The sequence below is a fragment of the Cryptosporangium sp. NPDC048952 genome (assembly GCF_043197895.1).
In the GTDB taxonomy this organism is placed as follows: domain Bacteria; phylum Actinomycetota; class Actinomycetes; order Mycobacteriales; family Cryptosporangiaceae; genus Cryptosporangium.
The window spans coordinates 739,435-764,326 of sequence record NZ_JBICTY010000004.1 but is presented as its reverse complement, the minus strand read 5'-3'; the positions used below and the strand labels follow the sequence as shown (position 1 = coordinate 764,326).

Below are 24,892 nucleotides of genomic sequence, written 5' to 3'. Positions count from 1 at the left end.
GTTGCGCGATGTGCAGACGCGTGCCACGGTATTACAGACCGATCGTTAAGTAAATGCGGTTACGGAGGGCTGATGGAGCTCCAGGAGAAGTTCGACGCGGTCATCGCCCACCACGACCGCATCGAGCCACGCGACTGGATGCCCGAGGGCTACCGCAAGACGCTGATCCGGCAGATCGCGCAGCACGCGCACTCCGAGATCATCGGCATGCAGCCGGAGGGCAACTGGATCGGCCGCGCGCCGTCGCTGCGCCGCAAGGCGATCCTGCTCGCGAAGGTGCAGGACGAGGCCGGACATGGTCTGTACCTGTACTCGGCGTGCGAGACGCTCGGCATCTCCCGGGATTCGCTCGTCGAGATGCTGCTGTCCGGGAAGCAGAAGTACTCGTCGATCTTCAACTATCCGACGTTGTCCTATGCCGACGTCGGGACGATCGGCTGGCTCGTCGACGGGGCCGCGATCTGCAACCAGGTGCCGCTGTGCCGGACGTCGTACGGGCCGTACGGGCGGGCGATGATCCGGATCTGCAAGGAGGAATCGTTCCATCAGCGGCAGGGCTACGAACTGCTCCGGACGATGATGAGCGGCACGGACGAGCAGCGCGCGATGGTGCAGGAGTCGGTCGACCGGTTCTGGTGGCCGTCGCTGATGATGTTCGGGCCGCCGGACGGGAAGTCGCCGAACAGCGAGCAGTCGATGGCGTGGGGCATCAAGCGCAACTCGAACGACGAGCTGCGCCAGAAGTTCGTCGACATGACGGTGCCGCAAGCGGACGCACTCGGGGTGACGCTGCCCGACCCGGCGCTGACGTGGAACGCGGAACGCGAGCACTACGACTTCGGCGAACCCGACTGGGACGAACTCACCGCGGTGATCCGCGGCAACGGTCCCTGCAACGCACAGCGCCTCGCCCACCGCCAGGCCGCCCACGACGAGGGCGCCTGGGTACGCGAAGCCGCCGCCACCTTCGCGGCGCGCTCCACCGCGTCGGCCACGGACGAGGGCCGCCCGACCGCCGGCGCGGATGGTGCGGCGGGAGGTGCGCGGTGAGCGGGGATCGTCGTGAATGGCCGTTGTACGAGGTGTTCGTCCGGGGCAAGCGGGGGCTGAACCACGTGCACGTGGGTTCGTTGCATGCGCCGGACGACGCGTTGGCCTTGCGGCACGCGCGGGACGTCTACACGCGACGCAACGAGGGCGTCAGTATCTGGGTGGTCCGGGCGGACGCGATCACCGCGTCGAGCCCCGACGAGAAGGACCCCCTGTTCGCGCCCAGCGGCGACAAGGTCTACCGCCACCCGACGTTCTACGAGATCCCCGCCGACGTCCCCCACATGTGAGGCTGCCATGGACAACGTGTACGAGGGACTCCTCGAGGACGACTCCTCGCAGTGGGCGTTCGGAACAAGCTTCGAGGACCCGCTCGCCGGGGTGGACACCACGGTGCCGGACGGTGTCGACGCCACCGCACTAGCCACCTACTGCCTCATGCTGGGCGACGATGCCCTCATCCTCTCCCACCGGCTGGCCGAGTGGTGCAGCCGCGCGCCAGAACTCGAAGAGGACATCGCGCTGGCGAACATGGCGCTCGACCTGCTCGGTCAGGCACGCCTCCTGCTCGCCCGGGCCGCGGCCGCCGCACCCGAGGTGGTGCCGACACTCCCGGCCGGATCCCCCGTCCCCGCCGAGGACGCGCTCGCCTTCTTCCGCGACGCGGGTCAGTTCCGCAATGTGCGGCTCGCCGAAGTGCCGAACGGGGACTTCGCACACGTCGTCGTGCGTCTGTTGCTGTTCACGGTCGCGCGCCTGGCCATCCTGGCCCGGCTCCGGCGCAGCGCCGACGCGGTGCTCGCCGCGGTGGCCGCAAAGGGCGTCAAGGAGCTGACGTATCACCGCGACTGGGCGGGTCGATGGTTCGTGACGCTCGCGGGCGGCACCGAGGAGTCCCGCCGGCGCCTGCTCGCCGCACTCGACGAACTCTGGCCGCTGCGCGCCGAACTGGTCACCGCCCACCCGATCGAGCGGTCACTGCCCGGCGTCGCCGTCGATCCCGCCAGCATCGCCGACGAGGTCGACGTCGTCCTCGACCAGGTCTTCGCCGTCGCGGACCTACCGCGTCCCACCGCGGCGCCACTGGCCGGCGTAGGCGGCCGCACCGGCCGAGACGGCCTCCACACCGAGTACCTCAGCCTCCTCCTCGCCGACATGCAGTCCGTAGCCCGCTCCCACCCCATGGGCACCTGGTGATGGCCCCCGCCACGGCCGGGAACGCGGTCGGCGTCGAGCGGGCGCGGGAGGTGGCTGCGGAGGTTCGGGATCCGGAGATGCCGATGTTGACGCTCGTGGACCTCGGGGTGCTGCGTGATGTGCGCGTCGAGGGGGACACCGTCGTCGCGTCGATCACCCCGACGTACTCGGGGTGCCCGGCGATGGCGACGATGCGCGACGACCTCGTGCACCGCCTCACCGACGCGGGGTTCCCGCACGTCGAGGTGCGGGTCGTGCTCGAACCGGCTTGGTCCAGCGACTGGATCACCCCCCACGGCCGCGCCGCCCTCCACGACGCGGGCCTCTCCGCCCCCGGCCCCGCGCGCCACGACGCTGCGCCCGGCTCGGCACGCGATGGCGCTGCGGCGCGCGCCTCGGCCGGCCCGATCACGCTCACGCTCGGGCCGATCCGCCGTGCCCTCACCTGCCCCCGCTGCGGCAGCAGCAACACCCGGCTCATCTCCGAGTTCGGCGCCACCGCCTGCAAGGCTCTCTACCGCTGCGCGGACTGCCTCGAACCCTTCGACCACGTCAAGGAGATCTGAGATGGCCGCCCCACCCGCGACCACCCCAGCCACTGACATCGTCGCGCGGCCCGGAACGCGGCGCGGGGCGGCGGCGTTTCATGTGCTTACCGTCGCTGCGGTTGAGCGGTTGTGTGATGACGCGGTGGCGGTCACGTTCGCGGTGCCGGAAGAGCTCCGGGAGGCGTACGCGTTCACGGCGGGTCAGTCCCTCACGCTGCGACGCACGATCGGCGGCGTCGAAGAACGCCGGTCGTACTCGATCTGCGCCCCCGTCGGCGCGGCACCGCAGATCGGGGTCCGCGAGATCCCCGACGGCCTCTTCTCGTCGTGGCTCGTGAACGACGTCCGCCCCGGCACCCGCATCGACGTCCAGACCCCCACCGGGGCCTGGAACGCCGACCCCACCACCGGCGAACGCCACCTCCTCATCGCCGCGGGTTCCGGCATCACCCCGCTGCTCTCGATCGCGAGCACCGTCCTCACCCATCCCGACGCGCACGTCTCCCTCCTCTACGGCAACCGCACCAGCGGCACCGTGATGTTCGCCGAGGAGCTCGGCGACCTGAAGAACCGCTACGGTCCCCGTCTGCAGATCGCGCACGTGCTCTCCCGCGAGCCTCGCGAGGTCGAACTGTTCTCCGGCCGCCTCAACAGCGAACGGCTGCAGCGTCTGCTCACCGACGTGATCCCGGCCGAGACCTTCGACCACGTCTGGCTGTGCGGTCCGTTCCCGATGGTCGACGACGCCCGCGCGGTACTCGCCGCCTGCGGTGTGCCCCCTCAGAGCGTCCACATCGAGCTTTTCTACGTGGACGCGCCCCCACCGGAGCCGCGCCGGACGAGCTCGGAGGCGGTGGGGGCGACCACGGAGCTCACTACCGTTCTCGACGGACTGAGCGCCACCACGACGATCCCGCAGGACGGCACGATCCTCGACGGTGCGCAGAAGTCCCGCGCTGACCTGCCGTTCGCGTGCAAAGGCGGCGTCTGCGGGACGTGCCGGGCGCTGGTGCGGGAGGGCGAGGTGGACATGCGTCGCAACTATGCGCTGGAGCCCGCCGAGGTCGCGGCCGGGTTCGTGCTGACGTGTCAGACGTTCTGCGCCGGTGACGCGGTGACGGTGGATTTTGATGCCTGACGTGGAGTGTCTCGTCGTGGAGGCGGCCGCGGACCGGGTCGTGTGGCGACTCAACCGGCCCGAGGTGCGGAACGCCATCGACCAGGAGCTGGTCGACGCGTTGCACGCGGCGTGCGCGGAGGTGGAGGCCTCTCCGCGGGTCGTGCTGATCGTGGGTGAGGGTGGGACGTTCGCCGCCGGGGCGGACATCGCGCAGCTGCGGGATCGGCGGCGCGAGGACGCGCTGCGCGGGATCAACTCGTCGGTGTTCGAGCGGATCCACCGGTTGCCGATGCCGACGATCGCGCTGATCGAGGGGTACGCGCTGGGCGGGGGCGCGGAGTTGGCGTACGCGTGTGACTTCCGGATCGGGACGCCGAGCACGAAGATCGGTAATCCCGAGACGGGGCTGGGGATCCTCGCGGCGGCGGGGGCCGCGTGGCGGCTTTCGGCGTTGGTGGGTGAGCCGCTCGCCAAGGAGATTTTGTTGGCGGGGCGGGTGCTGTCCGCGTCGGAGGCGCTGGCGGTGCGGCTGCTGAACGACGTGGTCGAGCCTGCGGAGTTGCTCGCTGCCGGGCAGGAGCTCGCCGATCGCATCACGGCGAAGGCACCGCTGGCGACTCGGCTCACGAAGGCGGTGTTCCATGCCCCGCCCGGCGCGCATCCGTTCGTCGACGATCTCGCGCAGGCGGTGCTGTTCGAGACCGAGGAGAAGCAGGCGCGGATGACCGCGTTCCTGGAGCGGAGGAGCCGATGAGCGTTCCGTCGACTGTCGGCGTCTACGGCGGAGGCCGGATGGGCGCCGGCATCGCCCACGCCTTCCTCGCCGCCGGCAGCGAGGTGATCGTCGTCGAGTCCAGCCCGTCGACCGCCGAGGCAGCCCTCGACCGCATCCACCGCATCACCGCCCGCGCCGCTGAACCAGCGGGCCTCGGGCGGGTTCGGGTTACTGCTGATCCCCATGAGTTGGGTGGGTGTGGGCTGGTCGTTGAGGCGGTGCCGGAGGATGGTGGGTTGAAGGCCGAGGTGCTGGCGGTCGCGGCGAAGCATGCTCCGGGCGCGGTGCTGGCGAGTAACACGAGCAGCCTCTCGATCGGTGGGCTCGCGGCCGGGCTGGCCGCACCGGAGCGGTTCATCGGGCTGCACTTCTTCAACCCCGTGCCGGTGAGTTCGCTGGTCGAGATCGTGGTCGGGCCGCGCACCGCGGCGACGCTGGTCACCGAGGCCGAGGGCTGGGTGCGGGCGCTCGGCAAGACCCCGATCACGGTGAACGACTCACCGGGCTTCGCCAGCAGCCGCCTCGGCGTGCACCTCGCGCTCGAAGCGATGCGGATGCTCGAAGAAGGGGTGGCGAGCGCGGAGGACATCGATGCCGCGATGACACTCGGATACCGGCACCCGGTCGGACCCCTCCGCACCACCGACATCGTCGGGCTCGACGTGCGACTCGCCGTCGCCGAGCACCTCGCGCGCGAGCTCGGACCCCGCTTCAAGCCGCCGCAGATCCTGCGGATGCTCGTCGCCCAGGGCCACCTGGGCCGCAAGACCGGCAAGGGGTTCTACGAATGGTGAACACACCGGATGCGAACGCCCCGGACGGGGTCGCGCTGAATGACGCCGCACCCGGCGACGTCGCTCGGCGCAGCGCGACGGTGATGCTCGACGGGGATCGCGCCAGCCGCGCGCTCGGGATCGCGCTCGAGCACGTGGGGCCCGGTACCGCCGAGGTGTCGATGGTGGTTCGCGAGGACATGACCAACGGCTGGGACCTCTGCCACGGCGGTCTCATCGCGACGCTCGCCGACACCGCGTTCGCAGTGGCCTGCAACTCGCACGGCGAGGTCACCGTCGCCGCCGGGTTCGACGTCACGTTCCTCGAGTCCGGCCGCGCCGGCGACCGGCTCGTCGCCCGCGCCGAGGAACGCTCCCGCCGCGGCCGCTCCGGCGTCTACGACGTCACGGTCAGCCGCGACGACGGCACCGTCATGGCCGAATTCCGGGGCCGCAGCCGCTCCCTGGGCCGCCCCATCCCCCTCTGAACCCGGGACAGGCCGCGGAGCCGGCCGTCTAGCGGGACAGGCCGTTGAAGGCCAGGGCTGTTATTGCGTCCGCCACCGCGGAGGCGTCGAAGACGCCCTCGGGGCGGTACCACTCGACGAGCGAGTTCACCATGCCGAACAACAGTCGGCTGACGAGTTCCGGCGGGATGTCGTCGCGGAGCGCGCCCTCGGCGGCCGCTGCCCGCACGAGCGCGGCGAGCCGATCGTCGAGCCAACGCCGACGCGAGAGCGCCTCGACCTCCACCGGTGTGTTGCCCCGCACGCGGAGCAGCAACGTCACCGCGGGCTGATGGGCGACGAGCACCTCCACCGACCGCCGCACCACACCCCGCAGCCGCTCGTACGCGCTCGACGAGCCGGCGTCCGACATCGCACCGGTCACCACCGCGGTGAGCTCGTCCAGCGCGTCGTCCAGCGCCAGCCGGAGCAGGTCTTCCTTGCTCGTCACATGGTGGTAGATCGCGGGCTTGGTGACGCCCAGCTCCTTGGCGAGGTCACCGATGCTCGTCGCGTCGTAGCCCTTGCGGTTGAACAGTTCCACCGCCGTACGCACGACGGCCGCCTGGTCGTACCCGGGCCTACCTCGGCCGCGACGCGGGGCGGGGTCGGCTGCGGTCACCCCCGAAGCGTCTCATGGCCCAGGCGCGCAGCAGCCCGCGCCACCAGCGGCCCCCGGTGGATGCGCTCACCGGAGGCGAGCGTTCTCGACCTCTCGCTCGTGGTCGATCGCGTCCGGGGCGCCGCCGAACTCGTCCGCGACCTCCCCGGCGACGGAAGCCTTCTCGTCGGAGACGTCGTCGGAGTGGCCGGCCGCCATCGACGCGTCGGCTGCCGCCAGCATGCGGTGCCCGGTCGCGAGGATCCCCACCCCACCGAGAACTGCCACCGCACCGACGACGAACGGCACGTGGATGTTCCAGTGGTCGACCATCTTCCCGGCCGCGTACGGCGCGAGACCACCGCCGATGAACCGCACGAACCCGTACGCCGCCGACGCCACGGGCCGCTCGACCGGCGCCACCAGCATCACGGCCTGCGTCGTCAGGGTGTTGTTGATGCCGGCGACGACGCCGGACGCGATCACGCAGACGATCACCGCCCACCGGTTGTCGGTGAAGATGCCGATCAGGAGGCTGATCAATGCGAACGCACTGAGTGCACCGTAAAGCGACGGCGCGGTGCCGAAGCGGCGCTGCAGCCACGGCGCACCGGTGATCGAGAAGAACGCGAGCAGCAGACCCCAGGCGAAGAACACGAACCCGAGGTGGATCGCGTCGAGCTCCATCGGGTACGGCGCGTACCCGAGCATCGTGAAGAAGCCCCAGTTGTAGAGCACCGCGGTGAGGCTCATCGTGAGCAGGCTGCGGTGGCGCAACGCCTTGATCGGGTCGAGCAGCGACGTCTTCTTCGCGGGCTTCGGGATGTCCTCGACGAGCGTGATCGTCGCGAGCAGCGCGATCGCCATCAGCACCGCGACGCCGAAGAACGGCCCGCGCCAACTGATGTGCCCGAGCAGCCCGCCCACCAGCGGACCGGCGGCGATGCCCAGGCCGAGCGCGGCTTCGTAGAGCACGATCGCTCCGGCGAAACCGCCGGTGGCCGACGCGACGATGACCGCGAGCGACGTCGCGATGAAGAGCGCGTTGCCGAGGCCCCAGCCGGCGCGGAAGCCGACGATGCCGTTGATCGTGTCGGTCGAGCCGGCGAGGGCCGAGAAAATGACGATGAGGACGAGGCCGGCGATCAGCGTCCGCTTCGCGCCGATGCGGCTGGCGACCCAGCCGGTGAACAGCATGGCCACGGCGGTGACGAGCAGGTAGCTGGTGAACAGCAGGCTGACCTGGCTCGGCGTGGCGTGCAACTGCGAGGAGAGCGCCGGGAGGATCGGATCGACCAGGCCGATGCCCATGAAGCTGACGACACAGGCGAACGCGACCGCGAAGACCGCCCGGGGTTGTTTGAACAGCAAGACATTCCTCCGCGGGATTTCGGTTGGCTAGTGCAACCGTAAACCCATAATGGCATTATGGAAACCATGAACCTGTCCGTGGGGACCAGCGCCGGTTCCCAGCTGATGCCGGTGCTCAGTCAGCTGGTGCGTCTGCTGCGGCAGTTGGACGCGCCGGATCGCCCGAGCCTCGTGGCGATGGCGATCCTCCGGCGCCTGGATCGTGAAGGCGCGGGGCGCATCACGGACATCGCGCGTGCCGAGCGGGCGAGTCAACCGGGCATCACCCAGCTGGTGGGCCGGCTGGAGCGGTCGTCCCTGGTTCGGCGCGTTCAGGATCCGAACGACGGCCGGGGCGTCCTCGTCGAGCTCACCGACGGCGGCCGCAACCTGCTCGCGGAGACCCAGGCCCACCATGTGTCCACACTGGACATGCTGCTCGACCGTCTGGACGACGCGGACCGCGCGACGATCGTCGCCGCCCTGCCCGCACTCACGCGGCTGACGCAGGAGGCGCCGTGAAGGGCAGCTGGCAGGCGCGCCCGTTCGAGCTCGGCACCGACGGCCCCGGCACGATCGTCGTCGGAATCGACGACTCGCCGTCCGCGCTGCGGGCGCTGGCCTATGCCGCCGGCCTGGCCCGGCGCAACGGCAGTCCGCTCGTGGCGGTGCACGTGCGCGGCGCCGGGCCGTCCGTGCTCTCCTGGGGTTCCTGCGCTCCGATCGACGCGTCGAGCCTGCTCACCCAGGCCGCGTACGAGGGGCGGGACGCGGTCGAGACCGCGTTACGCGACGAGGTGGGCCAGCTCGCGAAGTCGTGGGGCATCCGCATCGAGTTCGTCGTGCGCGACGGTGAGCGGCTCAAGGAGCTGGCCGCGGTCGCCGACGCGTACCACGCGGACGCGGTGATCGTCGGCGCCTCGACCCGCCTCGGGTCCCGCCTGGCGGGGTCACTGGCCGTGCGCCTGGTACGCCAGCGCAACTGGCCAGTGACCGTGGTGCCCTAGCCGGACGCGGCCTCGCCGTGACGTCCGTGGCTTCGCGAACCGGTCGAGGTAGTGCATGGTCGTCACCTCCAGGAAGTATACGCCACCGTATACTATACGATCACGTACAGAACGAGGAGGATCTGTGCGTACACCCCGCGGTAAGTGGATCGAGGCCGGCCTGGAGGCGCTGGCCACCGGCGGCCCCGATGCCGTCCGCGTGGAGGCGCTCGCCAAGCAGCTCGGCGTCACCAAAGGCGGTTTCTACGGGTACTTCGCCGACCGCAATGCCCTGCTCGACGAGATGCTCGACACGTGGGAGCAGGAGAGCACGGAGGGTGTGCTCGCCCGGGTCGAGGAGGAGGGCGGTGACGTCCGCACGAAGCTCACCCGCGCGGGCCTGCTGACGTTCTCCGGGAAGCGGCTCCTGCCGATCGACCTCGCGGTGCGCGACTGGGCCCGGCGCGATCCGGCCGTCGCCGAGCGTCTGCGGCGGGTCGACAACCGACGGTTCGAGCTGCTGCGGGAGATGATCGGCAGCTTCTGTGACGACCCGGACGAGGTGGAGGCGCGGAGTCTGCTCGCGTACTGCCTCGCGATCGGTCGGCACTTCCTGGAGGCGGACCACGGCGACCGTTCGCGGGCCGAGGTGTTCGCGCACGCCGCCGATCTGATCTTCGATCGATGACGTTCTCCGCGCGCCTCGACGACCTGCGCGGGGGTCGTTCGCTCGACTTTCCGGAGTTCGCGTCGGTCGTGTCGGCGCATTCGGTGGCCGAGGTCGTGCCGGCGCTCCGATCCGTTCAGCAGGCGGCCGACGCGGGGTCGTGGGCGGTCGGGTACGTCGCGTACGAGGCGGCCAGCGCGTTCGATCCCGTGCTGCGGACCGCCCCGGCCGGGGATCTGCCACTGGTCTGGTTCGGCCTGTCCCCGGGCCCGCAGCCCGGGCCGGGCGCCGTTCCCCCGGCGGAGTACTCCGCAGGACCGTGGCACGACGACTGGGATTTCTCGCGGTACCGCAGCGCGTTCACCGCGGTGCACGACGCGATCGCGGCCGGTGACACCTACCAGTGCAACCTCACCACGCGGCTGACCAGCGCGTTCGAGGGCGATCCGCGGGGCCTCTACGCCGATCTGAAGCACGCGCAGCGCGGCGCTCACAACGCCTACCTCGACCTGGGCGACCACGTCGTCGTCAGCGCCAGCCCGGAGCTGTTCTTCCGTCTCGACGGGAGGTCGCTGCTGTTGCGGCCGATGAAGGGGACTGCCCCCCGTGGGGCGACGGCCCCGGCGGACACCGCCCTCGCGGATGCCCTGCGCACGAGCGAGAAGGAACGCGCGGAGAACGTCATGATCGTCGATCTCCTGCGCAACGACGCCGCGCACATCGCCGAGATCGGCACGGTGGACGTGCCGGCGCTCTTCCGGCTCGAGCACTACCCCACCGTGCACCAGCTCACGTCGGACGTCACCGCGCAGCTACGGCCTGACGTCGACCTCGTCGACGTCTTCCGCGCGCTCTTCCCGTGCGGATCGGTCACCGGAGCGCCGAAGGCCAGCACGATGGCGCTGATCGCGGACCTGGAGAGCGGTCCGCGCGGCGTCTACTGCGGCGCGATCGGCGTCGTCGAGCCCGGCCGTCAGGCCCAGTTCTCGGTCGCGATCCGCACCGCGGTCATCGACCGCCGCACCGGCCTAGCCACCTACGGCGTCGGCAGCGGCGTCACCTGGCCGTCCGTCGCCGAAGTCGAGTACGCAGAACTTCGCGCCAAAACACAGGTTCTCTCCCATGCCGAGGGCACGCGATCGCGCCGAGACATCAGTCGGAAGACAGACGGGAGACACCCCGTGGGACAGATGTGATCCGCACCCGCCGAACATCATCGTGACGGAATGACGGTTGTGCTCGCACCGGTCGCCGGTTTCCTGCTCGGCTTCCTGGAGCTACTACCTCGCAGCGACCCTCATCCAGGGCGACGACCTCGCCAACGTCTGGAGCCCGCTCTGGACGCTGTTCGCGGTGATCGCGGGCTGCGTGTTCGGAGCTGCCGGAATACTCGCCCGCCGGACCGACCGCCGGCAGATCGTCGTCCTCGCGGTGCCGGTGGCGGTGCTGTTCGCCGAGGCCGCGCTCCACCTGGCCCGTCCGAACACGAGCGCCGACGACGTCGGACACGCGGTGATCGTGACCGTGCTCGGTGTCCTGCTCACGCTCGCCGTCCGCACGTCCTGGACGCGAAAAGCGGCGGCTCTCGGAGTGGCATTCCCGGTCGCCGCCGCTGGTTACGGCCTGTTCCGTCTAGCAGGATTTATGTGGTGAGGCCGAGACGGAACGTGTCGGTGAGCCCCAGACCGGCGAGCACGCGCTGCACCGGCAGCGACGGCGCCAGCGAAAGCATGTTGAGATCGGCCAGCTTGCGCAGACGCAGCAGGAACGTGGCGCCTTCCGCCGAGAAGAACGACACTCCCGACAGGTCGGCGTGAATCGTCTTCGGCTGCAGCGAGGTCGTGGCCTTGACGGCGTCCGCCAGGTCGCCGCGGGACCCGAGGTCGATGGCGCCGGTGAGCGTGATCCGGATCTCGCCGGGAGGTTGCGATTGAACTGTGCACGTGTAGTGCGGCATCAGGTAACTACTTCCGGGATCGGGACCGTGGGTCGCCCTGGTGCATTCGGCAGGCGTCTGCTTCGTGCGCCCCGGTCACCAACCCGAAGCCGTCCGTCCCTCCAGCGTGCGCGTTCGACGAGAATATCGCAACTCGTGTGACCTGCGACTTCTCAATTTCCGAACGCTCGGCGAACGATCGGAGCCCATCCTGACGGATGGGAATAATGTCCGAACCGCACGAGCATCAGGACGATCATCGCCACCATCATCAGCACGTGCCCGACGCCGTACACGAACCCTCCGGAGACCAGGCCGAGCCCGTACGGCATCAGGAGCAGGAGAAACGGCGCGACCATGACGACGGACATCTCGCCGATCATCCGGAGATCGTGGCCCCGCACCGCCATCCACGCGCCCATCCCGACCGTCATGTCGAGCGCCATCGTGAGCACCATGCCCACCGTGTTCCCGGTCAGACCGGTGGCGGTCCACAGGGGGCCGAGCACCATCATCCCGGCGATCATCGCGACCACCATCTCGACCAGGTGCAGCGACCAGTAACCCACGCGACGAAGTGTCATGGCGACGAGGATGCGGGGCGGGCGGGTCACTCCACCCGTGCCGAAGGTCACGGTCGAGGTCATGATGTGACCCGTGGACCGCATTCTGTGGCTGGTGACGGCGGGGGCGTACGGCGTTCTGCTGCTCGGTGCCGGTTCGTGGGCGGCGGCGGTGCTGGGTGGGGTGTTCTCCGCCCTGACCGTGTTCGGCACGGTGGTGCTGCGCGGTCGTTCAGCGGCGTGGCGCGTCGCGTTCGTCGTCGGACAGGTGGTTCTTGGATTTGTGGTTTTTTCGGTCGCCGACGCCTCGGCCGGGGCGACGTTGTTGCTGATCATTCTGGTCATCCAGGCCGGGTTGCTGTTGCCGTTGTACGGGGCGTTGGTGGTGGCGGTCGCGGTGCCGTTCGTGCACGTCGGGATGGAATGGAGCGACGGTCTCCGCGAAGGGCTGGGCACGCTGACCGCGAGCGTGCTGGCCGTGGCCGTGACCTGGTTGCTGCGGCGGGAGCAGGAGACGCGGCGGGAGCTGGTCGCGCAGGCGGAGGAGCTCGCGACCACGCAGGAGCGCAATCGCGTCGCCCGCGACATCCACGACGGACTCGGGCACCATCTGACCGTGCTCCAGATGCAGGTCCGTGCGGGCCGGGCCTTGCTTTCGTCCGACGCCACCCGCGCGGACGCCGTGCTCGGGCAGGCCGAGGAGCAGGCGCGCGAGGCGCTGGGTGAGGTGCGGCGCAGTGTCGGGGCCTTGCGCGAGCCCCGCGCGTCCCTGGGTTCGTCGTTGGAGCGGCTCGGTACGCCCGTGGAGGTGGTCGGCGCCCCGCGGTCCCTCCCCCCGGACGTGGAGGAGGCCCTGTTCCGGGCAGCCCAGGAGGGCCTGACCAACGCCCGTAAACACGCGCGGGCCTCCACCGTCCGAGTGGTACTCACCTACGGCACCGGCGCGGTGCAGTTAGCCGTCCACGACGACGGCACCGGCATCGCCGCGGCCGCCACAGAGGCGGGCGAGCCCGGCCATCATGGTGGCGTGGCGGGAGTGGGTGATGGATTTGGGATCGTGGGGTTGCGGGAGCGGATGGCGGATCTCGGCGGGACGCTCGTGCTGGAGTCCGTCGCCGGTGAGGGCACCACGCTCACGGTGACGGTGCGGGCGTGATCCGGGTCCTGCTCGTCGACGATCAGCGACTGTTCCGCGAGGCGCTCGCGATGCTCCTGTCCGTCCGCGACGACGTCGACGTGGTCGGCGAGGCGGGCGACGGCGCCCAGGCCGTGGACCTGGCCGCGCGCCTCGACCCGGACGTCGTCCTCATGGACCTGCGCATGCCGGGCATGGACGGCATCACCGCCACCCGACGCCTCCGCGCCGACCATCCCCGCACCCAGGTCATCGCCCTGACCACGTTCGACGACGACGCCGACGTCTTCGCCGCGATCCGGGCCGGCGCGATCGGCTACCTCCTCAAGGACGCGTCCTCCGACCGTCTCATCGAAGCGATCCACGCCGCCGCCCGAGGCGAGTCCATGCTGGAACCGACAGTGGCCGCCAAGCTGGTCGCGCGGTTCGCCCAACTACCCGACGAGCCCGAACCGAACCACCCGCCGCCAGTGGTAGCGCGCGAGTTGGGGCCGCGGCCGCTGGTGGTGCCGTTGACGGAGCGCGAGCTCGACGTCGTGCGGCTGCTGGCCGAGGGCCGCAGCAACCGGGAGATCGCCGCGGCGCTGTTCCTCGCCGAGGGAACCGTGAAGAACCACGTCACCGGCGCGCTGTCCAAACTCGGCGCGCGCGACCGCACCCAGGCCGCGCTCAAGGCCCGCGACCTGGGTCTCCTCTGAGCTCGTCCTAGAGTCCACCGAGCGCGATCCTCGAGCCAGGGCGTCACCCTGAGCGCACCATGTCCGGTAGCGCGCGTTTGCCGCAGCGGCAGTGGCCAGTCTCGTGGTCACCGCGGCTTCGCCCGCACGGGCGACCCGGGCGTCCACCGACGCCGCCGGTGCCGCCGAGGACGAGGTGGACGCCCGCGACCCCGACGGGCTCCGCGGCAACCGCTGCGGCGGTTTCGCGCGTGGCGAGGCCGCCGCCCAGGACACGCTCGGCGTCGCGCTGACCCGGATCGGTCACCACGACGAAGCGGAGGCCTGCCTGCTGCGGTCGGTGGAGCTCTGCGAACGCGTCGGGGACCGCCTCAATCCCAGCCGTGACCGGTCAGCGGTCGGTCACCACGTCCAGGATCGTGGCGCGTTCCTGCGAACCGCCGAAAGGCAGCAGGACGACGTCGGTCGCGCCGGCATCGCGGAAGCGTTCGATCTCGGCGGCGATGGTCGACTCGTCGCCGACGATCACGGTGTCGGCGATGCCGCGGATACCGAAGCGCTGCAGCGCGTCGCGGTAGGCGGGCAGTTCCCCGGCGAAGCCGAACTCGCGGGTGATCTGTTCGCGGGCGGCGTCCGGATCGGTGCTGAGCACGACGCCGACGCCGGCCACCACGCGTGCGCCGGGAGCCACCGCCGGAACGATCCGGTCGGCCACCACGGACGGGGTGACCCAGGTCAGCACCACACCGTCGGCGAGCTCCCGGGCGAGCTCGAGCATCCGCGGGCCGAGTGCGGACATCAGCACCGGGGGCGGTGGCGCGGTCACGGTCAGCGCGGACTCGACCGTGTAGAACTCGCCGTTGAACGACACATTCGAACCGCGCAGCAACGGACGGAGCACCGACAGGTATTCGCGCGTGTGCCGCAGCGGCGACGCGTACGAGAAGCCGAGCTGCTGCTCGATGAACCAGGCGTGGCTCGGCCCGATCCCGAGCACGAGGCCGGGCTTCACCGCCTGCAGCGTGACCGCCTCGGTGGCCAGCGTCACCGGGTGCCGGGGATAGGTCGCGACGATCGCGGTGCCGATCTCCGGCGGACGCTCGTCCAGCAACGCGAGCAACGTCAGCGGGTCCCAGCCGCCCGGCATCTGGTTGACCCAGAAGCTGTCGAGACCCCGCCGGGCGGCGTCGGCCGCGGCGGCGACGACCTCGGCAGGGGACGTGGTGACGGCGAGGGCGGTTCCGATACGCATGAACCCATCCGACCCCAGCCGGTGAGCGCGAACCAGAACCAGATCCCCTCGGCAACGATCACTTTCCGTGATAGATGAGTGGGGGTGGAACTCAGGTCGCTGCAGTACTTCGTGACGGTCGCCGAGGAGCTGCACTTCGGCCGGGCCGCCGAACGGCTGCACATCGTCCAGCCGGCGGTGAGCCAGCAGGTCAGCCGGCTCGAACGGGAGCTGGGCGTCACGCTGCTCGAACGGTCCTCGCGCCGGGTGCGGCTGACCCCCGCCGGTGAGCGGGTGCTCGAGGCGGCCCGCGAGACGCTCGCCGCCGCGGCCCGGGTCCGCGTGGTCGCAGGCGTTTCCGCCGCCGCACTGCGGATCGGGGTCGCGTCGTGCGTCACCGAGCGGCTGGACCGCGCGATCACCGTGCTCGGCGGCGGCGACCGACCCGCCGAGCCCGTGCTGGTCGGCCTGCCGGTGCCCGCCCGCCTCGACGCCGTCCGCGACGGCACCCTGGACCTGGCGCTGGTGCACGGCACCGTGGCTGCCCCGGGTCTGACCGTGGTCCGGGCCTGGTCGGAGCCGCTGCACGCGATCGTGTCGCGCGGTCACGCCGCCGCCGAGAAGCCGTCGATCGGCCTCGGCGACCTGGACCCGGCCGGTCTGCGCCTGGCCACCCGGGAGGCCGACCCGGGACTGCACGACGCGATCGTCGCCGCACTGCCCGGGCCGCCGGTCCGTCCGGTAGCCGGCAACATGGTCAACGTGCTGTTCGAGGTGAGCAACGACCCGCGCGGCTGGGCGCTGCTGCCCGCCGAGCAAGCGGCCGAGGCGAGCGTCGACCGGCTCCGCACGGTACCCCTCGACCCGCCGCTGCTCGTCGACGGCTACGTCGTCACATCCGCTGCGACCCCGCCGTCCTGCGTGGAGTCGTTCGTCGCCGCGTTCGCCGACTAGCCGGCGGCGCTCTCCGCGAACGTCCGTACGGCGAGCGGGTCTCCGATGCCTGCCTAGTGGGTACTGGTACGTCTGGTCGAGCGTTCGCGCCCGGCCAGGGCGTGATCCGCCGCGGTCGGGCGCCGGCGGATCACGCCCGCTCAGCCGGGTGGCGCAACCAACCGGCCGAGCGCCTCAGCCGCCGAGCTGGCCTACCAGATCGCGGAGCTCGCGCAGGGCTGCCGGGTCGTGGCGGCGGCCGGCCGTGTCGATCACCTCGGTGACGCCACCGAGCAGCAGCGCGGCGCCCGGAACGTCGCCGAGCTGCGCGAGGGCTTGCGCGGCGAGCCAGTCGCAGTACGTCGGCGGAGCACCCGCCGCCCGGAGCTGCTCGACCAGCACCAGGCACACCTCGTCCATGCCGGCCGCCAGCACGAGCCGCGCCAGGAAGTCGGTGCCCTCGATCCACTGCGGCGTCCCGGGGAACTCCTCACGCAGCACCTCGAACGTGTCGATGGCGTCCTGCTGCCGTCCGGCGCCGATCAGGCTCCGCCCGAGGTCGAGCAGTGTGGTCGCGAGCACCCGGCGGTCCACTGACGGTCCGGCGGCCAGCAGCTCGTCCAGGGACCGGTGGGCCAGGTCGACGTTGCGGGCCGACTTGGCGACGCGGAGCGCCGCGGACGCGTATCCGGAGTGCGTGAGCCGGACCGCCGATCGCAGCGCCGACGCGGTCCGCGGGTCGGCGCCGTCCAGCGTGACCAGCCGTTCGTGCACGCGCCCCCGCCAGACCACGGTCCCCGGGCGGTAGAGGCGCCCCTCGGCGTGCGTGTACGGCAGTTCGTCGTGCGTGTTGTCGATCTCCACGCGCAGCACGTCCGCGTCCGCTGCCGTGAGTGCGGCCCGCAGCGCCGCCGGGTCACCGACGTAACGCTGGTCGGCGTCGACCGTCAGGATCCAGTCCGCCGTGCAGCCCTCGGCGGCTGCATTCCGGGCCGCCGCGAAGTCGTCGTCCCAGCGGCCCACGGTGACGATCGCCCCGAGCTCCTCGGCCAGCGTCACCGTGCCGTCGGACGACCCCGTGTCGTGCACGTGCACCGCGTCGACCACACCGCGCAGCGACGCGAGACACCCGGGCAGCGTGTCCTTCTCGTCGCGGACGATCAGCACCGCCGCAAGCCGAACGCTCATCGACGACCCGATCGGCAGCCGAACGACGAACCTTAGTGAGCCTTCGTCATGCGCCGATGAAATGCACCCGCGAGCCGTTCGACACGACGTCCGAGACGTCACTGACGCGCGCCGGCCAGCCAGCCCGGTCGCCGGCGAGCACCGCGCGATCTTCGACGCGATCACGGCGGGCGCCGCCCTGATTTCAATCCAAACCGGACAGTGCGTCGATGAAATGAGCCGAACGAGTTGGCGTGCAGCGGCCCAACCGGTTTAGTAGTCGGCACAAGCTGGTGTGACTGTTGGGGATGTTGTTGCTCGCCGCGGTGAGGTGACCGAGAAAGTGTCGACGGCACTGCCGAGTACGGCGATGGTGCGTGCTGCCCAGGACGGTGACGTCCAAGCCGTCCGTACGCTCGTCTCCGACAACCTGCCGTTGCTGTACACGCTGGTCGTGCGCGCCGCAGGTCCTTCGGTCGACGTCGAGGACGTGCTGGTCCGTACCGTGCTGCTCGTCGGCGCGGGCATGCCCGGACTGGTCGAGCCCGACCACTTCCGGCCGTGGCTGCTGGGCACCGCGCTGCGGTTCCTGTGGACGGCCGAGCAGGCGGGCAACCAGGTCGGCCCGTGCGGCGCCGACTGGCCGGTCGTCGTGCCGATCGACCCGTCCGACCAGCGCGAAGAGGCGAACAACGCGGTCCGGTGGCTGGCCCCGGACGACCGCGAGCTGCTCTCGGTCTGGTGGCTGGAGGCCTCCGGCGAGCTCAGCCGCGACGAGGTCGTCGCCGCCTGCGGGTTGACGCCCGCGGTGGCCGGGAACCGGCTGCGCCAGATCGAGGCGCGCTTCGAGGACGCCCGGACCGCCATCCGGGTGCTCGGCGCGTCGCCGCCGTGTCCGCAGCTGACGGCGCTGCTGCAGCACTGGGACCGCCGCCCGTCGGACCGGCAGCGCCGCCAGATCGCGCGGCACGCCACCGACTGCCCGACGTGCTCGGGTCGTGCCGGTGACCTGATTCCCGCGGACCGGTTGTTACGCGGTACGCCACTGGTCGCGCCGCCGGCCAGCGTGCGCGAGTCACTCTTGGCGCGCTGCGAGCGCGGCCCGGACCCGGACGGTGAGTCCGGGGCGCCCGCGATCGTCGAGGCGGTGCGACGGACCGCGGCGAACCCCTGGGTCGGGACGACCGCCCGGATCGTCGCGGTGACCGTCGCGGTGATCCTGCTGATCGTGTCGTTGGCGACGTACGCCAACAGCCGGAAGTCGCGGCCGGTACCGACGGGGTCGCGGAATCTGCCGTCGGCCTCCCCCGCCGCGTTGCCGTCCCGCCCTGGCGAGCTGAGGGGTTCGTACTCGCTGCGGTCGGTCGCGAACCCCGACCGGTTCGTGCAGATCGTCAACGAGATGGCGTTCGTGCTGCCGGTGACCAGGACCAGTCCGGCGGCGATGAAGCAGAGTGCGACGTTCGAGCTGGTGAACGGTCTCGGCGACGCGTCATGCCGGTCGTTCCGGGTGGCCTCGGGTCAGTACCTGCGGCACTTCCGCTTCCGGGTACAGGTCGACCCCGACGACCGGACGGCGATCTTCCGGAAGGACACCACCTTCTGCCCCCGCCCCGGGGCGACGAAGGATTCGGTGTCCTTCCAGTCGATCAACTACCCCGACCAGTACCTGCACCTGCGCGGCGACGAACTCTGGATCGACAAGTCCGACGGGACCGCGGGGTTCCTGACGACGGCGTCGTTCACCGTCGTGCAGGCCTGGGCCTAGTCGTCGTTGTCTTTCCGCGAGAGCGCGAGCTCGAGGGCCAGCACGCCGGCGATGATCAGCAGGTCGTTCTCGCCCTGCACGATGTCGACGGCGTAGGTGTCGCGTACCCGGAACCACTTCTTGGAGACAGCCGCCACGTGCCGCCCGCCACGCTCGATCCGGAACTCGTGGTCGATGAGGTCGCCCTTCATCTCCAGGTCGTCCGGGCCGGGGACGTCGATCGTGAACTTCTCCCGGAACGGCGTGAACAGCTTCTTCTTGACCTCCGCGGCCTTCTCGCCGCCGATCGTGATCTCGTAGGTGGGTCGCAGCGAGACCAGGTGCCGGTGGACCGAGGCCAGTTCCTGCCCGGACAGGTCCTCGATGATCAGCCGGTTGCGGAGGCTCAGCACCTTCCCGTCGACGTGCAGGATCTTGGTGCCGTGTTCGTCGGTGATGTCGTAGTCGTCGCCGATGTCGAAGAACCGCTCCTTGATCAAGTACATACCTAGATTGTCGTCCCTCCCCGCCACCACCTACTCGGCCGGGCCGGTCACGCTGAACAATTCGCGTTCGCCGGGCCTCAGCCCCCAGCCGGCCACGACGAACGTCCGCGGGCTCCGGTAGATCACGTCTCGACGTCCAGGTCGACGATGTACCCGGCGAACGACAGCTCGCCCTGATCCGGGGTCCATCCGTCTGCGGACTCGATCGTCGTGACGACCCCCGAGCCGGGCACCACATACCGCGCCCTCGGGTCGTCGCCGGGCTTCGGCGCGTACCGGTGGTGCACGGCCTTGATCGCGGCGACGCGCCCGGTCGTCGCCGGGGCGTCGTCGGGAACGCCGCCGTGGTGCTCCTCCGCCTTGGTCACACCGCGCGCTGCGTCATCACCGAGGATGTTCGCCAGCCACTCGTCGTCCGCGTCCTGGAGTGTCCACGAGACCTCGTGGCCGACGGCGAACGGATCGCCGCAGCACTGCATCTGCCAGTTGTCGACCCAGACACTGATGCGCATAACGCCATTCTGCGGACGCCACCAAAAAGTTTTTTCGCGCGGTGTCGTAGTACGCCTGGCGGCTTCGTAGACCTGATGAGAGACCGGAACAGAGCCGGTCCGCAGCTCACCGGAGGTACGAAATGACCACCACCGTGCTCACCCCGGCCACCACCACCTCGACCCGCTCGATGCTCGTCGCCGGACTCGCCGCCACCGCCGCCGCCAGCATCGCCACCTCGGCCGTCGCGGCCGCCGGGAGCGCCGCCGGCATCAGCCTCGACGTCTCCGGCGCTCCGATCCCGGTGCCCGGGTTCGCATCGCTGACCGCCGTCTTCTCGATCGTCGGCCTCGTCCTGGCCGCGGTGCTGGCCCGCTTCGCGTCGCACCCGCGCCGCGCGTTCGTGCGCACCACTGTCGCTCTGACCGTGCTGTCCCTGGTGCCGGACCTGCTCGCCGACGCCGACCCGAGCACCAAGGCGCTGCTGATGGTGACGCACCTGGTCGCCGCCGCGATCGTGATCCCCGCGGTCGCCCGTCGACTGCGCGCCTGAGCCGCCCCCGAACGGCGGCAAGCCCGGAGCTCGAGGCTCCGGGCTTGCGGTGTTGCTAGGTCGTTCAGCTGCAGGGGTTGTAGTCCCAGCAGTCGTTGTAGCGCTTCTTGTGGTGGCGGCGACGCCGCGGCTTGCACTCGTTGTAGTCCCAGTCGTTGCACTGGTTGTAGTCGTAGTCGTAGCAGCCGCTCATGTCGCTTCCTCCAAGTTTTTGGTTCGGGGTGTGTTCCCCGTGTGCCAACAGCTTCGCGCCTCTCCGGCGCTGGCTCGTTCGGCGTCGCGACGGCCGAAACGTTCGCTTGAAGACACTGTGGTCAGCCGACGAGCGGTTCCGTAGTAGGGCCCTCTATCGTTCGGCCGATACCGAACACATGTTCGCCGGAATAGGGTCGTGGCTATGGGTACCGTGATCGAGCGGCTGGCCGCCGCGGTGGAGGAAGCGCTGGGTGAGGACCTCACCGGCTACTCCGACGCGGCGCTGCTCGACCGGTTCACCACCCTGCACCACATCGCCCGTCAGACCGGCGCGTTGACCGTGGACATCTCACGCCTACGCCGCTGAGCTGGTGCAGGCGGCGAAGCTCGGCGCCGACCACCCCGCCTACGCCGAAGCGATGCGCGAAGGCACGTTCTCCATGGCACAGGTGAAAATCGCCTGCCGCCTGGCGAAGAAGGTCGGCTCCACCCACGCCGCCGAAGCCCTCGAGGCCCTGCTCAGCCATGCGGCCGGGATGAGCCCCGCCGACACCCGGCAGGTCGCGCTGCGCTCGCAAGAGTTGCTGTGTGCGGATCAGGACGAGAAACCCAAACCGCGGGACAAGACCGAACGCAACCTGTTCGTGTCGGCGACCTTCGAAGGCAAGGGTGTCATCCAGGGCGACTTGACCGCCGAGACCACGGCGAAGTTCCTGACGCTCCACAACGCACTCAACGGCATCCCCGACGCCGAAGACGACCGTGTCCCGGCCGAGCGTCGTCACGACACCCTGGATGAGGTCCTCGACTTCGGGCTGAGCCACATGGACCTGCCCATGGTCGCCGGCGAACGCCCCCACATCGGCGCGATCGTGCACGCGTCTGATCTGCAGACACCGGTGCCCGGCGCCAAGCCCCGGCCGAAGGCGCGCCGCTTCGACGGCGACGACAGCCTCGCCGCCCTGTCCGCCTACCTCGACGACAACACACCGCTGATCACACCGGACTGGGCCGACGACCCGGAGGGCTGGGCGACCGATGCCAGCCTCGACTGGAACGCGATGCTCGCCGTCTGGGCCCATGAAGCCGACTTCGAACATGCGGCGCCCAGCATCGACGCGACACGCCCCCATGACGCGGCACGCACAGACGAGACCGCGGGCTTTGGCGCGGCGGCGGGCGCGGCGGCCGTATCGATGCCGCGGCCGACCTCCGTGGTCGGTGTCGAACCGGAGGACACCGGACCGATCCCGGACGCGCGGCTCCCGCACTTCGCGCCGCTGAGTACCGAGCCCCAGACGCTGAGCGAACGGCTCGACAGCGTCTACGGGCACGGGAACCACCGCTCCCGGCTGCCGCTGCGCGGTACGCGTGGGGTCACCGACTGGGGCGGGCATCTGCCGCTGGACGCCCTCCGGCGGATGTCCTGCGACGCCGGCATCCACCGCATCGTCTTCGGGCCCGGCGATGTCCCGCTCAACGCCGGACGCCAAATCCGCACCGTCCGCGCCTCCCAACACCGCGCGGTGGTCGCCCGCGACGGCGGCTGCCGCTTCCCCGGCTGCGACCGCCCACCCGCCTGGACCCAGGCCCACCACGTCACCCACTGGGCCGACGGCGGCCCCACCGACGTGAACAATCTGTTGTTGCTCTGCAGCCACCATCACCACCTCGTCCACGAAGGCGGCTGGACCCTCCAATTCGACGGCAGCGTGCTGATCACCCGCCGCCCCGACGGCACCGTCCTGGACTACGACCGCCACGCACCCACCCAGCGGCGACTCGCCACCAGCCTCAGCCCGCCCTAAGAACGGGGCCACAGCCAGAGGCACCCGGAGCGCACTCCCCGCGCCCCGGGCCCTCGCGCTGCCCGCACCGCGACGCCGCGACGCCGCGACGCCGCGACGCCGGGACGCCGGGACGCCGGGACGCGGCGAGGACGCCACCCGGATCACAGCGCCGACAGCCACCTGGAGCGCCACGCGCGCTCCAGGGCTTCGGCGTGCCCGCTCGCGTACTACGTCGCGGAGGGCGCCAACGGCCCAGAGACCACCGCAGGGAGTGCAGCGCTCGATCGCTCCCTCACCGTGGACCCAACTCCGTACCGGCGCCGCGGCAAGGCGGCCTACCGTGCACCCATGTCGCCGCCACAGCCGCAGCCGCCGCCGCGCAATATCCTCCGTGCCTTCGGCGTCGGGGAACCTCCGCGGCGCCTGGCGGGCGGGCAGGGCACCTCGTGGATTGCTGGTGAGCTGGTGTTCAAGCCAGGCAGTGGCCCACTGCAGGAGTGGCTGGCCACCGCGCTGGGCGACATCCCACTCGAGGGCCTCCGCGTGGCCACACCGGTTCGCTGCCAGCACGGTGACTGGATCTGCGACGGCTGGACAGCCACCCACTGGGTCGACGGCACGCAGCCGGACTACTCAGCCGAGTCGACCTGGTCGGACATCCTCACCGCCGGCCGAGCCTTCCACCGAGCACTCGCGACCCTCGACCGCCCGACGTTCATGGACGCACGCCACGACTGGTGGGCTCAGGCCGACCGGATCGCCTGGAACGACCGCCCCGATCAGTTCCACCCGGAGTTCGCGGACACGGCCCGCCGCTTGCAAGCCGCGCTCGAGCCGCTGGGCTCATCGCAGATCGTGCACGCCGACCTGACCACGAACGTCCTGTTCGCTCCGGGACAGACTCCCGCGATCATCGACGTCTCGCCCTACTGGCGCCCGACCGCCTACGCCGAAGGCGTCGTCATGGCCGACGCCCTGTGCTGGCACGGCGCACCCGCATCGCTGGTGACCTCGCTGGGAGTACCGGTGCCCGCGGTAGCCCGCGCCCTGCTCTTCCGGATGGCCACAACCAACGAGATGCTCGCTTCCCGCTCCCCCGTCGTCGACCTCCACGACGAAGCCCAGCGCTACCGCCGCGCCACCACCGCCCTCGGCCTCTGATCCCCCCGGCCTCGGGCCGGACAACGACGACGACCCGGAAAGCGGTGCGTTCCGGTCCGCTTCGCGCGGAACGCGGGCCCGCTCGATCGGCACCGGAACGCCTCGGTTGCCAGCACGTCATCGAAGTGAGGCGGACGCCTCCATGAGGGGCAGTGGGTTGATGTAGTCGCGGTACACCGCGACGTGACCGTCCACCACGCGGAACACCGCGATGACGGTCTGGTGGAACGGGGCGCCGGTCGCGACGACCGAGCCGTGCGCGTCGTACTCGACGATGATCACCTCGGGGTCAGTCGTCTCGTGCACCACGACGTTGCGGAACTCGTCGAAGGTGACGAGCGCCGTTGCCGCCTGTTCGAGGAAGCGGCGGATCTCCTCGCGGCCCTGGAGCCGGCTCGGCGCGTTCGGCGGTCGGTAGGGCCATTCGAGGTACCCGTCGGGGGCCATCAGCTCTACGAACGCGTCGACGTCCATGGCCCGGCCCGCTGCGAGCATTCGTTCGACGACCTCGCGAGACATGGCTCTCCGTTCGTTGAACGGTTGTTGACCGAACCGACCGTAGAGCCGACGGGACGCCTCAGTCAACGCTCGTAGAATGAACGGGTGAACGAGCCGACCCGGGCGGAGCAGCGCCGCCGGACCGAGGCGAACATTCTCGACGCGGCACGGCAGTTGTTCGCCGAGCTCGGGTACGACCGGACGACGATCCGTGCGGTGGCCAAAGCGGCCGGCGTGGACGCCGGGTTGGTCATGCGTTACTTCGGGTCGAAGGACGAACTCTTCGCGCATGCGGCGGTACTGGATGCGGCGGCACTGCCCGCCGAGGAACTGCCCCACGACAGCGTCGACGAGATGGTCGAGGCGATGCTCGACTCGCTCGCCACGCGGATGGACGCCGAGCCGGTCGCGTCGTTGGCCGTGCTGCGGTCGATGCTCACGAACGCGGATGCCGCCGAGCGGTGGCGAGCGGCCGGGGTGCCTCAACTCGACCAGATCGCCGCCGCGATCCCCGGCGACGACGCGGAACTACGCGCCAGCCTGCTCGGCGCGATCGTCCACGGCGTGATCATCGAGCGATACCTGCTCCGCCTGGGCCGCCTGTCCGACGCCTCACCCGACCAGATAGTCGCCCTACTCCGCCCCATCTTCCACGCCCTCGCCACACCCCAGGCGCCATAACCGCCACGGCCCACGGCCGCGCCCGCCCGTGAGGCCCCCGCGACTCACGCGGAG

At 70.6% G+C, this 24,892-nt stretch carries 32 protein-coding genes; 22 read left to right on the top strand and 10 right to left on the bottom strand.

Going from position 1 to position 24,892, the window contains the following annotated elements; all coding sequences use genetic code 11:
- The first annotated feature begins 72 nt into the window (after positions 1-72).
- The 8 genes from paaA to paaI are packed head-to-tail and all read left to right on the top strand — an operon-like array spanning position 73 to position 5,951.
- The gene (gene paaA / locus ACGFY5_RS26395; protein WP_392723828.1) at positions 73-1,050 is read left to right on the top strand and encodes a 1,2-phenylacetyl-CoA epoxidase subunit PaaA; all 978 of its coding nucleotides are present in this window, start codon (positions 73-75) and stop codon (positions 1,048-1,050) included.
- Positions 1,047-1,340: a 1,2-phenylacetyl-CoA epoxidase subunit PaaB gene (gene paaB / locus ACGFY5_RS26390; RefSeq protein ID WP_392723825.1), complete on the top strand. Its 294-nt coding sequence runs from the start codon at positions 1,047-1,049 to the stop codon at positions 1,338-1,340. The genes paaA and paaB overlap by 4 nt, the downstream gene beginning before the upstream one ends.
- A gap of 7 nt (positions 1,341-1,347) precedes the next feature.
- Complete coding sequence (paaC, locus tag ACGFY5_RS26385; protein WP_392723822.1) at positions 1,348-2,247, top strand: 1,2-phenylacetyl-CoA epoxidase subunit PaaC; 900 nt, start codon at positions 1,348-1,350, stop codon at positions 2,245-2,247.
- A complete protein-coding gene (gene paaD / locus ACGFY5_RS26380) occupies positions 2,247-2,813 on the top strand; it encodes a 1,2-phenylacetyl-CoA epoxidase subunit PaaD (RefSeq protein WP_392723819.1) in 567 nt (188 codons plus the stop codon). The genes paaC and paaD overlap by 1 nt, the downstream gene beginning before the upstream one ends.
- A 1-nt stretch (position 2,814) precedes the next feature.
- On the top strand, positions 2,815-3,933 hold the full coding sequence (gene paaE / locus ACGFY5_RS26375; protein ID WP_392723816.1) for a 1,2-phenylacetyl-CoA epoxidase subunit PaaE: 1,119 nt from the start codon (positions 2,815-2,817) through the stop codon (positions 3,931-3,933).
- Positions 3,926-4,669 carry an enoyl-CoA hydratase/isomerase family protein gene (locus tag ACGFY5_RS26370; protein WP_392723814.1) on the top strand — a complete coding sequence of 248 codons (744 nt, stop codon included), beginning with the start codon at positions 3,926-3,928 and terminating at the stop codon, positions 4,667-4,669. The genes paaE and ACGFY5_RS26370 overlap by 8 nt, the downstream gene beginning before the upstream one ends.
- Positions 4,666-5,484, top strand: a complete 819-nt coding sequence (locus ACGFY5_RS26365; protein ID WP_392723812.1) for a 3-hydroxyacyl-CoA dehydrogenase family protein — start codon at positions 4,666-4,668, stop codon at positions 5,482-5,484. The genes ACGFY5_RS26370 and ACGFY5_RS26365 overlap by 4 nt, the downstream gene beginning before the upstream one ends.
- Entirely contained in the window at positions 5,478-5,951 is a 474-nt protein-coding gene (gene paaI, locus ACGFY5_RS26360) for a hydroxyphenylacetyl-CoA thioesterase PaaI (protein WP_392723809.1), read from the top strand. Before ACGFY5_RS26365 ends, paaI begins: the two co-directional genes overlap by 7 nt.
- A gap of 28 nt (positions 5,952-5,979) precedes the next feature.
- Here paaI and ACGFY5_RS26355 read toward each other — a convergent pair whose 3' ends face one another.
- Positions 5,980-6,591 (bottom strand): TetR/AcrR family transcriptional regulator, encoded by a 612-nt coding sequence (locus ACGFY5_RS26355; RefSeq protein WP_392723808.1) that lies wholly within the window; start codon positions 6,589-6,591, stop codon positions 5,980-5,982.
- A 66-nt stretch (positions 6,592-6,657) separates the two neighbouring features.
- Positions 6,658-7,941: an MFS transporter gene (locus ACGFY5_RS26350; protein WP_392723807.1), complete on the bottom strand. Its 1,284-nt coding sequence runs from the start codon at positions 7,939-7,941 to the stop codon at positions 6,658-6,660.
- Positions 7,942-8,007: 66 nt separating this feature from the next.
- Here ACGFY5_RS26350 and ACGFY5_RS26345 point away from each other — a divergent pair, with 66 nt between their 5' ends.
- The 5 genes from ACGFY5_RS26345 (at position 8,008) to ACGFY5_RS26325 (ending at position 11,226) form a co-directional block, all read left to right on the top strand.
- Entirely contained in the window at positions 8,008-8,442 is a 435-nt protein-coding gene (locus ACGFY5_RS26345) for a MarR family winged helix-turn-helix transcriptional regulator (protein WP_392723806.1), read from the top strand.
- Positions 8,439-8,927 (top strand): universal stress protein, encoded by a 489-nt coding sequence (locus tag ACGFY5_RS26340; protein WP_392723804.1) that lies wholly within the window; start codon positions 8,439-8,441, stop codon positions 8,925-8,927. Before ACGFY5_RS26345 ends, ACGFY5_RS26340 begins: the two co-directional genes overlap by 4 nt.
- A 124-nt stretch (positions 8,928-9,051) precedes the next feature.
- A complete protein-coding gene (locus ACGFY5_RS26335) occupies positions 9,052-9,594 on the top strand; it encodes a TetR/AcrR family transcriptional regulator (protein ID WP_392723802.1) in 543 nt (180 codons plus the stop codon).
- Positions 9,591-10,769 (top strand): aminodeoxychorismate synthase component I, encoded by a 1,179-nt coding sequence (pabB, locus tag ACGFY5_RS26330; protein WP_392723800.1) that lies wholly within the window; start codon positions 9,591-9,593, stop codon positions 10,767-10,769. The genes ACGFY5_RS26335 and pabB overlap by 4 nt, the downstream gene beginning before the upstream one ends.
- Before the next feature lie 37 nt (positions 10,770-10,806).
- On the top strand, positions 10,807-11,226 hold the full coding sequence (locus tag ACGFY5_RS26325; protein ID WP_392723797.1) for a DUF6518 family protein: 420 nt from the start codon (positions 10,807-10,809) through the stop codon (positions 11,224-11,226).
- Here ACGFY5_RS26325 and ACGFY5_RS26320 read toward each other — a convergent pair.
- Both ACGFY5_RS26320 and ACGFY5_RS26315 read right to left on the bottom strand, forming a co-directional pair.
- Positions 11,216-11,530, bottom strand: a complete 315-nt coding sequence (locus tag ACGFY5_RS26320; protein WP_392723794.1) for an STAS domain-containing protein — start codon at positions 11,528-11,530, stop codon at positions 11,216-11,218. The two genes, ACGFY5_RS26325 and ACGFY5_RS26320, sit on opposite strands and share 11 nt — an antisense overlap.
- A 152-nt stretch (positions 11,531-11,682) precedes the next feature.
- Positions 11,683-12,093 carry a hypothetical protein gene (locus ACGFY5_RS26315; RefSeq protein ID WP_392723791.1) on the bottom strand — a complete coding sequence of 137 codons (411 nt, stop codon included), beginning with the start codon at positions 12,091-12,093 and terminating at the stop codon, positions 11,683-11,685.
- A gap of 73 nt (positions 12,094-12,166) precedes the next feature.
- Here ACGFY5_RS26315 and ACGFY5_RS26310 point away from each other — a divergent pair, with 73 nt between their 5' ends.
- Together ACGFY5_RS26310 and ACGFY5_RS26305 are read left to right on the top strand one after the other, a co-directional pair.
- Positions 12,167-13,228: a sensor histidine kinase gene (locus ACGFY5_RS26310; RefSeq protein WP_392723789.1), complete on the top strand. Its 1,062-nt coding sequence runs from the start codon at positions 12,167-12,169 to the stop codon at positions 13,226-13,228.
- Positions 13,225-13,905 (top strand): response regulator, encoded by a 681-nt coding sequence (locus ACGFY5_RS26305; RefSeq protein WP_392723786.1) that lies wholly within the window; start codon positions 13,225-13,227, stop codon positions 13,903-13,905. Before ACGFY5_RS26310 ends, ACGFY5_RS26305 begins: the two co-directional genes overlap by 4 nt.
- A gap of 370 nt (positions 13,906-14,275) precedes the next feature.
- Here the strand turns inward: ACGFY5_RS26305 and ACGFY5_RS26300 are convergent, their stop codons facing one another.
- Complete coding sequence (locus tag ACGFY5_RS26300) at positions 14,276-15,136, bottom strand: TIGR03564 family F420-dependent LLM class oxidoreductase (protein ID WP_392723784.1); 861 nt, start codon at positions 15,134-15,136, stop codon at positions 14,276-14,278.
- An 84-nt stretch (positions 15,137-15,220) separates the two neighbouring features.
- Here ACGFY5_RS26300 and ACGFY5_RS26295 point away from each other — a divergent pair, with 84 nt between their 5' ends.
- The gene (locus tag ACGFY5_RS26295) at positions 15,221-16,069 is read left to right on the top strand and encodes a LysR family transcriptional regulator (protein ID WP_392723781.1); all 849 of its coding nucleotides are present in this window, start codon (positions 15,221-15,223) and stop codon (positions 16,067-16,069) included.
- A gap of 174 nt (positions 16,070-16,243) precedes the next feature.
- Here the strand turns inward: ACGFY5_RS26295 and ACGFY5_RS26290 are convergent, their stop codons facing one another.
- Positions 16,244-17,236 carry a glycosyltransferase gene (locus tag ACGFY5_RS26290; RefSeq protein ID WP_392723779.1) on the bottom strand — a complete coding sequence of 331 codons (993 nt, stop codon included), beginning with the start codon at positions 17,234-17,236 and terminating at the stop codon, positions 16,244-16,246.
- A gap of 310 nt (positions 17,237-17,546) precedes the next feature.
- Here ACGFY5_RS26290 and ACGFY5_RS26285 point away from each other — a divergent pair, with 310 nt between their 5' ends.
- Positions 17,547-18,983, top strand: a complete 1,437-nt coding sequence (locus tag ACGFY5_RS26285; protein WP_392723776.1) for an AbfB domain-containing protein — start codon at positions 17,547-17,549, stop codon at positions 18,981-18,983.
- Here ACGFY5_RS26285 and ACGFY5_RS26280 read toward each other — a convergent pair.
- On the bottom strand, positions 18,980-19,468 hold the full coding sequence (locus ACGFY5_RS26280; protein WP_392723773.1) for an LURP-one-related/scramblase family protein: 489 nt from the start codon (positions 19,466-19,468) through the stop codon (positions 18,980-18,982). The genes ACGFY5_RS26285 and ACGFY5_RS26280 overlap by 4 nt on opposite strands.
- Before the next feature lie 122 nt (positions 19,469-19,590).
- Positions 19,591-19,980: a DUF6578 domain-containing protein gene (locus tag ACGFY5_RS26275; RefSeq protein WP_392723770.1), complete on the bottom strand. Its 390-nt coding sequence runs from the start codon at positions 19,978-19,980 to the stop codon at positions 19,591-19,593.
- 122 nt (positions 19,981-20,102) lie between these two features.
- Here ACGFY5_RS26275 and ACGFY5_RS26270 point away from each other — a divergent pair, with 122 nt between their 5' ends.
- On the top strand, positions 20,103-20,513 hold the full coding sequence (locus ACGFY5_RS26270) for a DUF6069 family protein (protein WP_392723767.1): 411 nt from the start codon (positions 20,103-20,105) through the stop codon (positions 20,511-20,513).
- A 64-nt stretch (positions 20,514-20,577) separates the two neighbouring features.
- Here ACGFY5_RS26270 and ACGFY5_RS26265 read toward each other — a convergent pair whose 3' ends face one another.
- Positions 20,578-20,706 carry a hypothetical protein gene (locus ACGFY5_RS26265; RefSeq protein ID WP_281174598.1) on the bottom strand — a complete coding sequence of 43 codons (129 nt, stop codon included), beginning with the start codon at positions 20,704-20,706 and terminating at the stop codon, positions 20,578-20,580.
- 204 nt (positions 20,707-20,910) lie between these two features.
- On the opposite strand from ACGFY5_RS26265, the gene ACGFY5_RS26260 reads away from it, so the two are divergent.
- The 3 genes from ACGFY5_RS26260 to ACGFY5_RS26250 all read left to right on the top strand — a co-directional run bounded on the left by ACGFY5_RS26260 (position 20,911) and on the right by ACGFY5_RS26250 (position 23,659).
- On the top strand, positions 20,911-21,075 hold the full coding sequence (locus ACGFY5_RS26260; RefSeq protein WP_392723765.1) for a hypothetical protein: 165 nt from the start codon (positions 20,911-20,913) through the stop codon (positions 21,073-21,075).
- A gap of 4 nt (positions 21,076-21,079) precedes the next feature.
- Positions 21,080-22,516, top strand: coding sequence for a DUF222 domain-containing protein (locus ACGFY5_RS26255; protein WP_392723762.1), 1,437 nt, complete (start codon positions 21,080-21,082; stop codon positions 22,514-22,516).
- A 330-nt stretch (positions 22,517-22,846) separates the two neighbouring features.
- Positions 22,847-23,659, top strand: coding sequence for a hypothetical protein (locus ACGFY5_RS26250; protein ID WP_392723759.1), 813 nt, complete (start codon positions 22,847-22,849; stop codon positions 23,657-23,659).
- Between the two features lie 117 nt (positions 23,660-23,776).
- Here ACGFY5_RS26250 and ACGFY5_RS26245 read toward each other — a convergent pair whose 3' ends face one another.
- Positions 23,777-24,178 (bottom strand): nuclear transport factor 2 family protein, encoded by a 402-nt coding sequence (locus tag ACGFY5_RS26245; protein WP_392723756.1) that lies wholly within the window; start codon positions 24,176-24,178, stop codon positions 23,777-23,779.
- 84 nt (positions 24,179-24,262) lie between these two features.
- Between ACGFY5_RS26245 and ACGFY5_RS26240 the strand changes: the two genes are divergently transcribed.
- Positions 24,263-24,838, top strand: a complete 576-nt coding sequence (locus ACGFY5_RS26240; protein WP_392723753.1) for a TetR/AcrR family transcriptional regulator — start codon at positions 24,263-24,265, stop codon at positions 24,836-24,838.
- Positions 24,839-24,892: the final 54 nt, after the last annotated feature.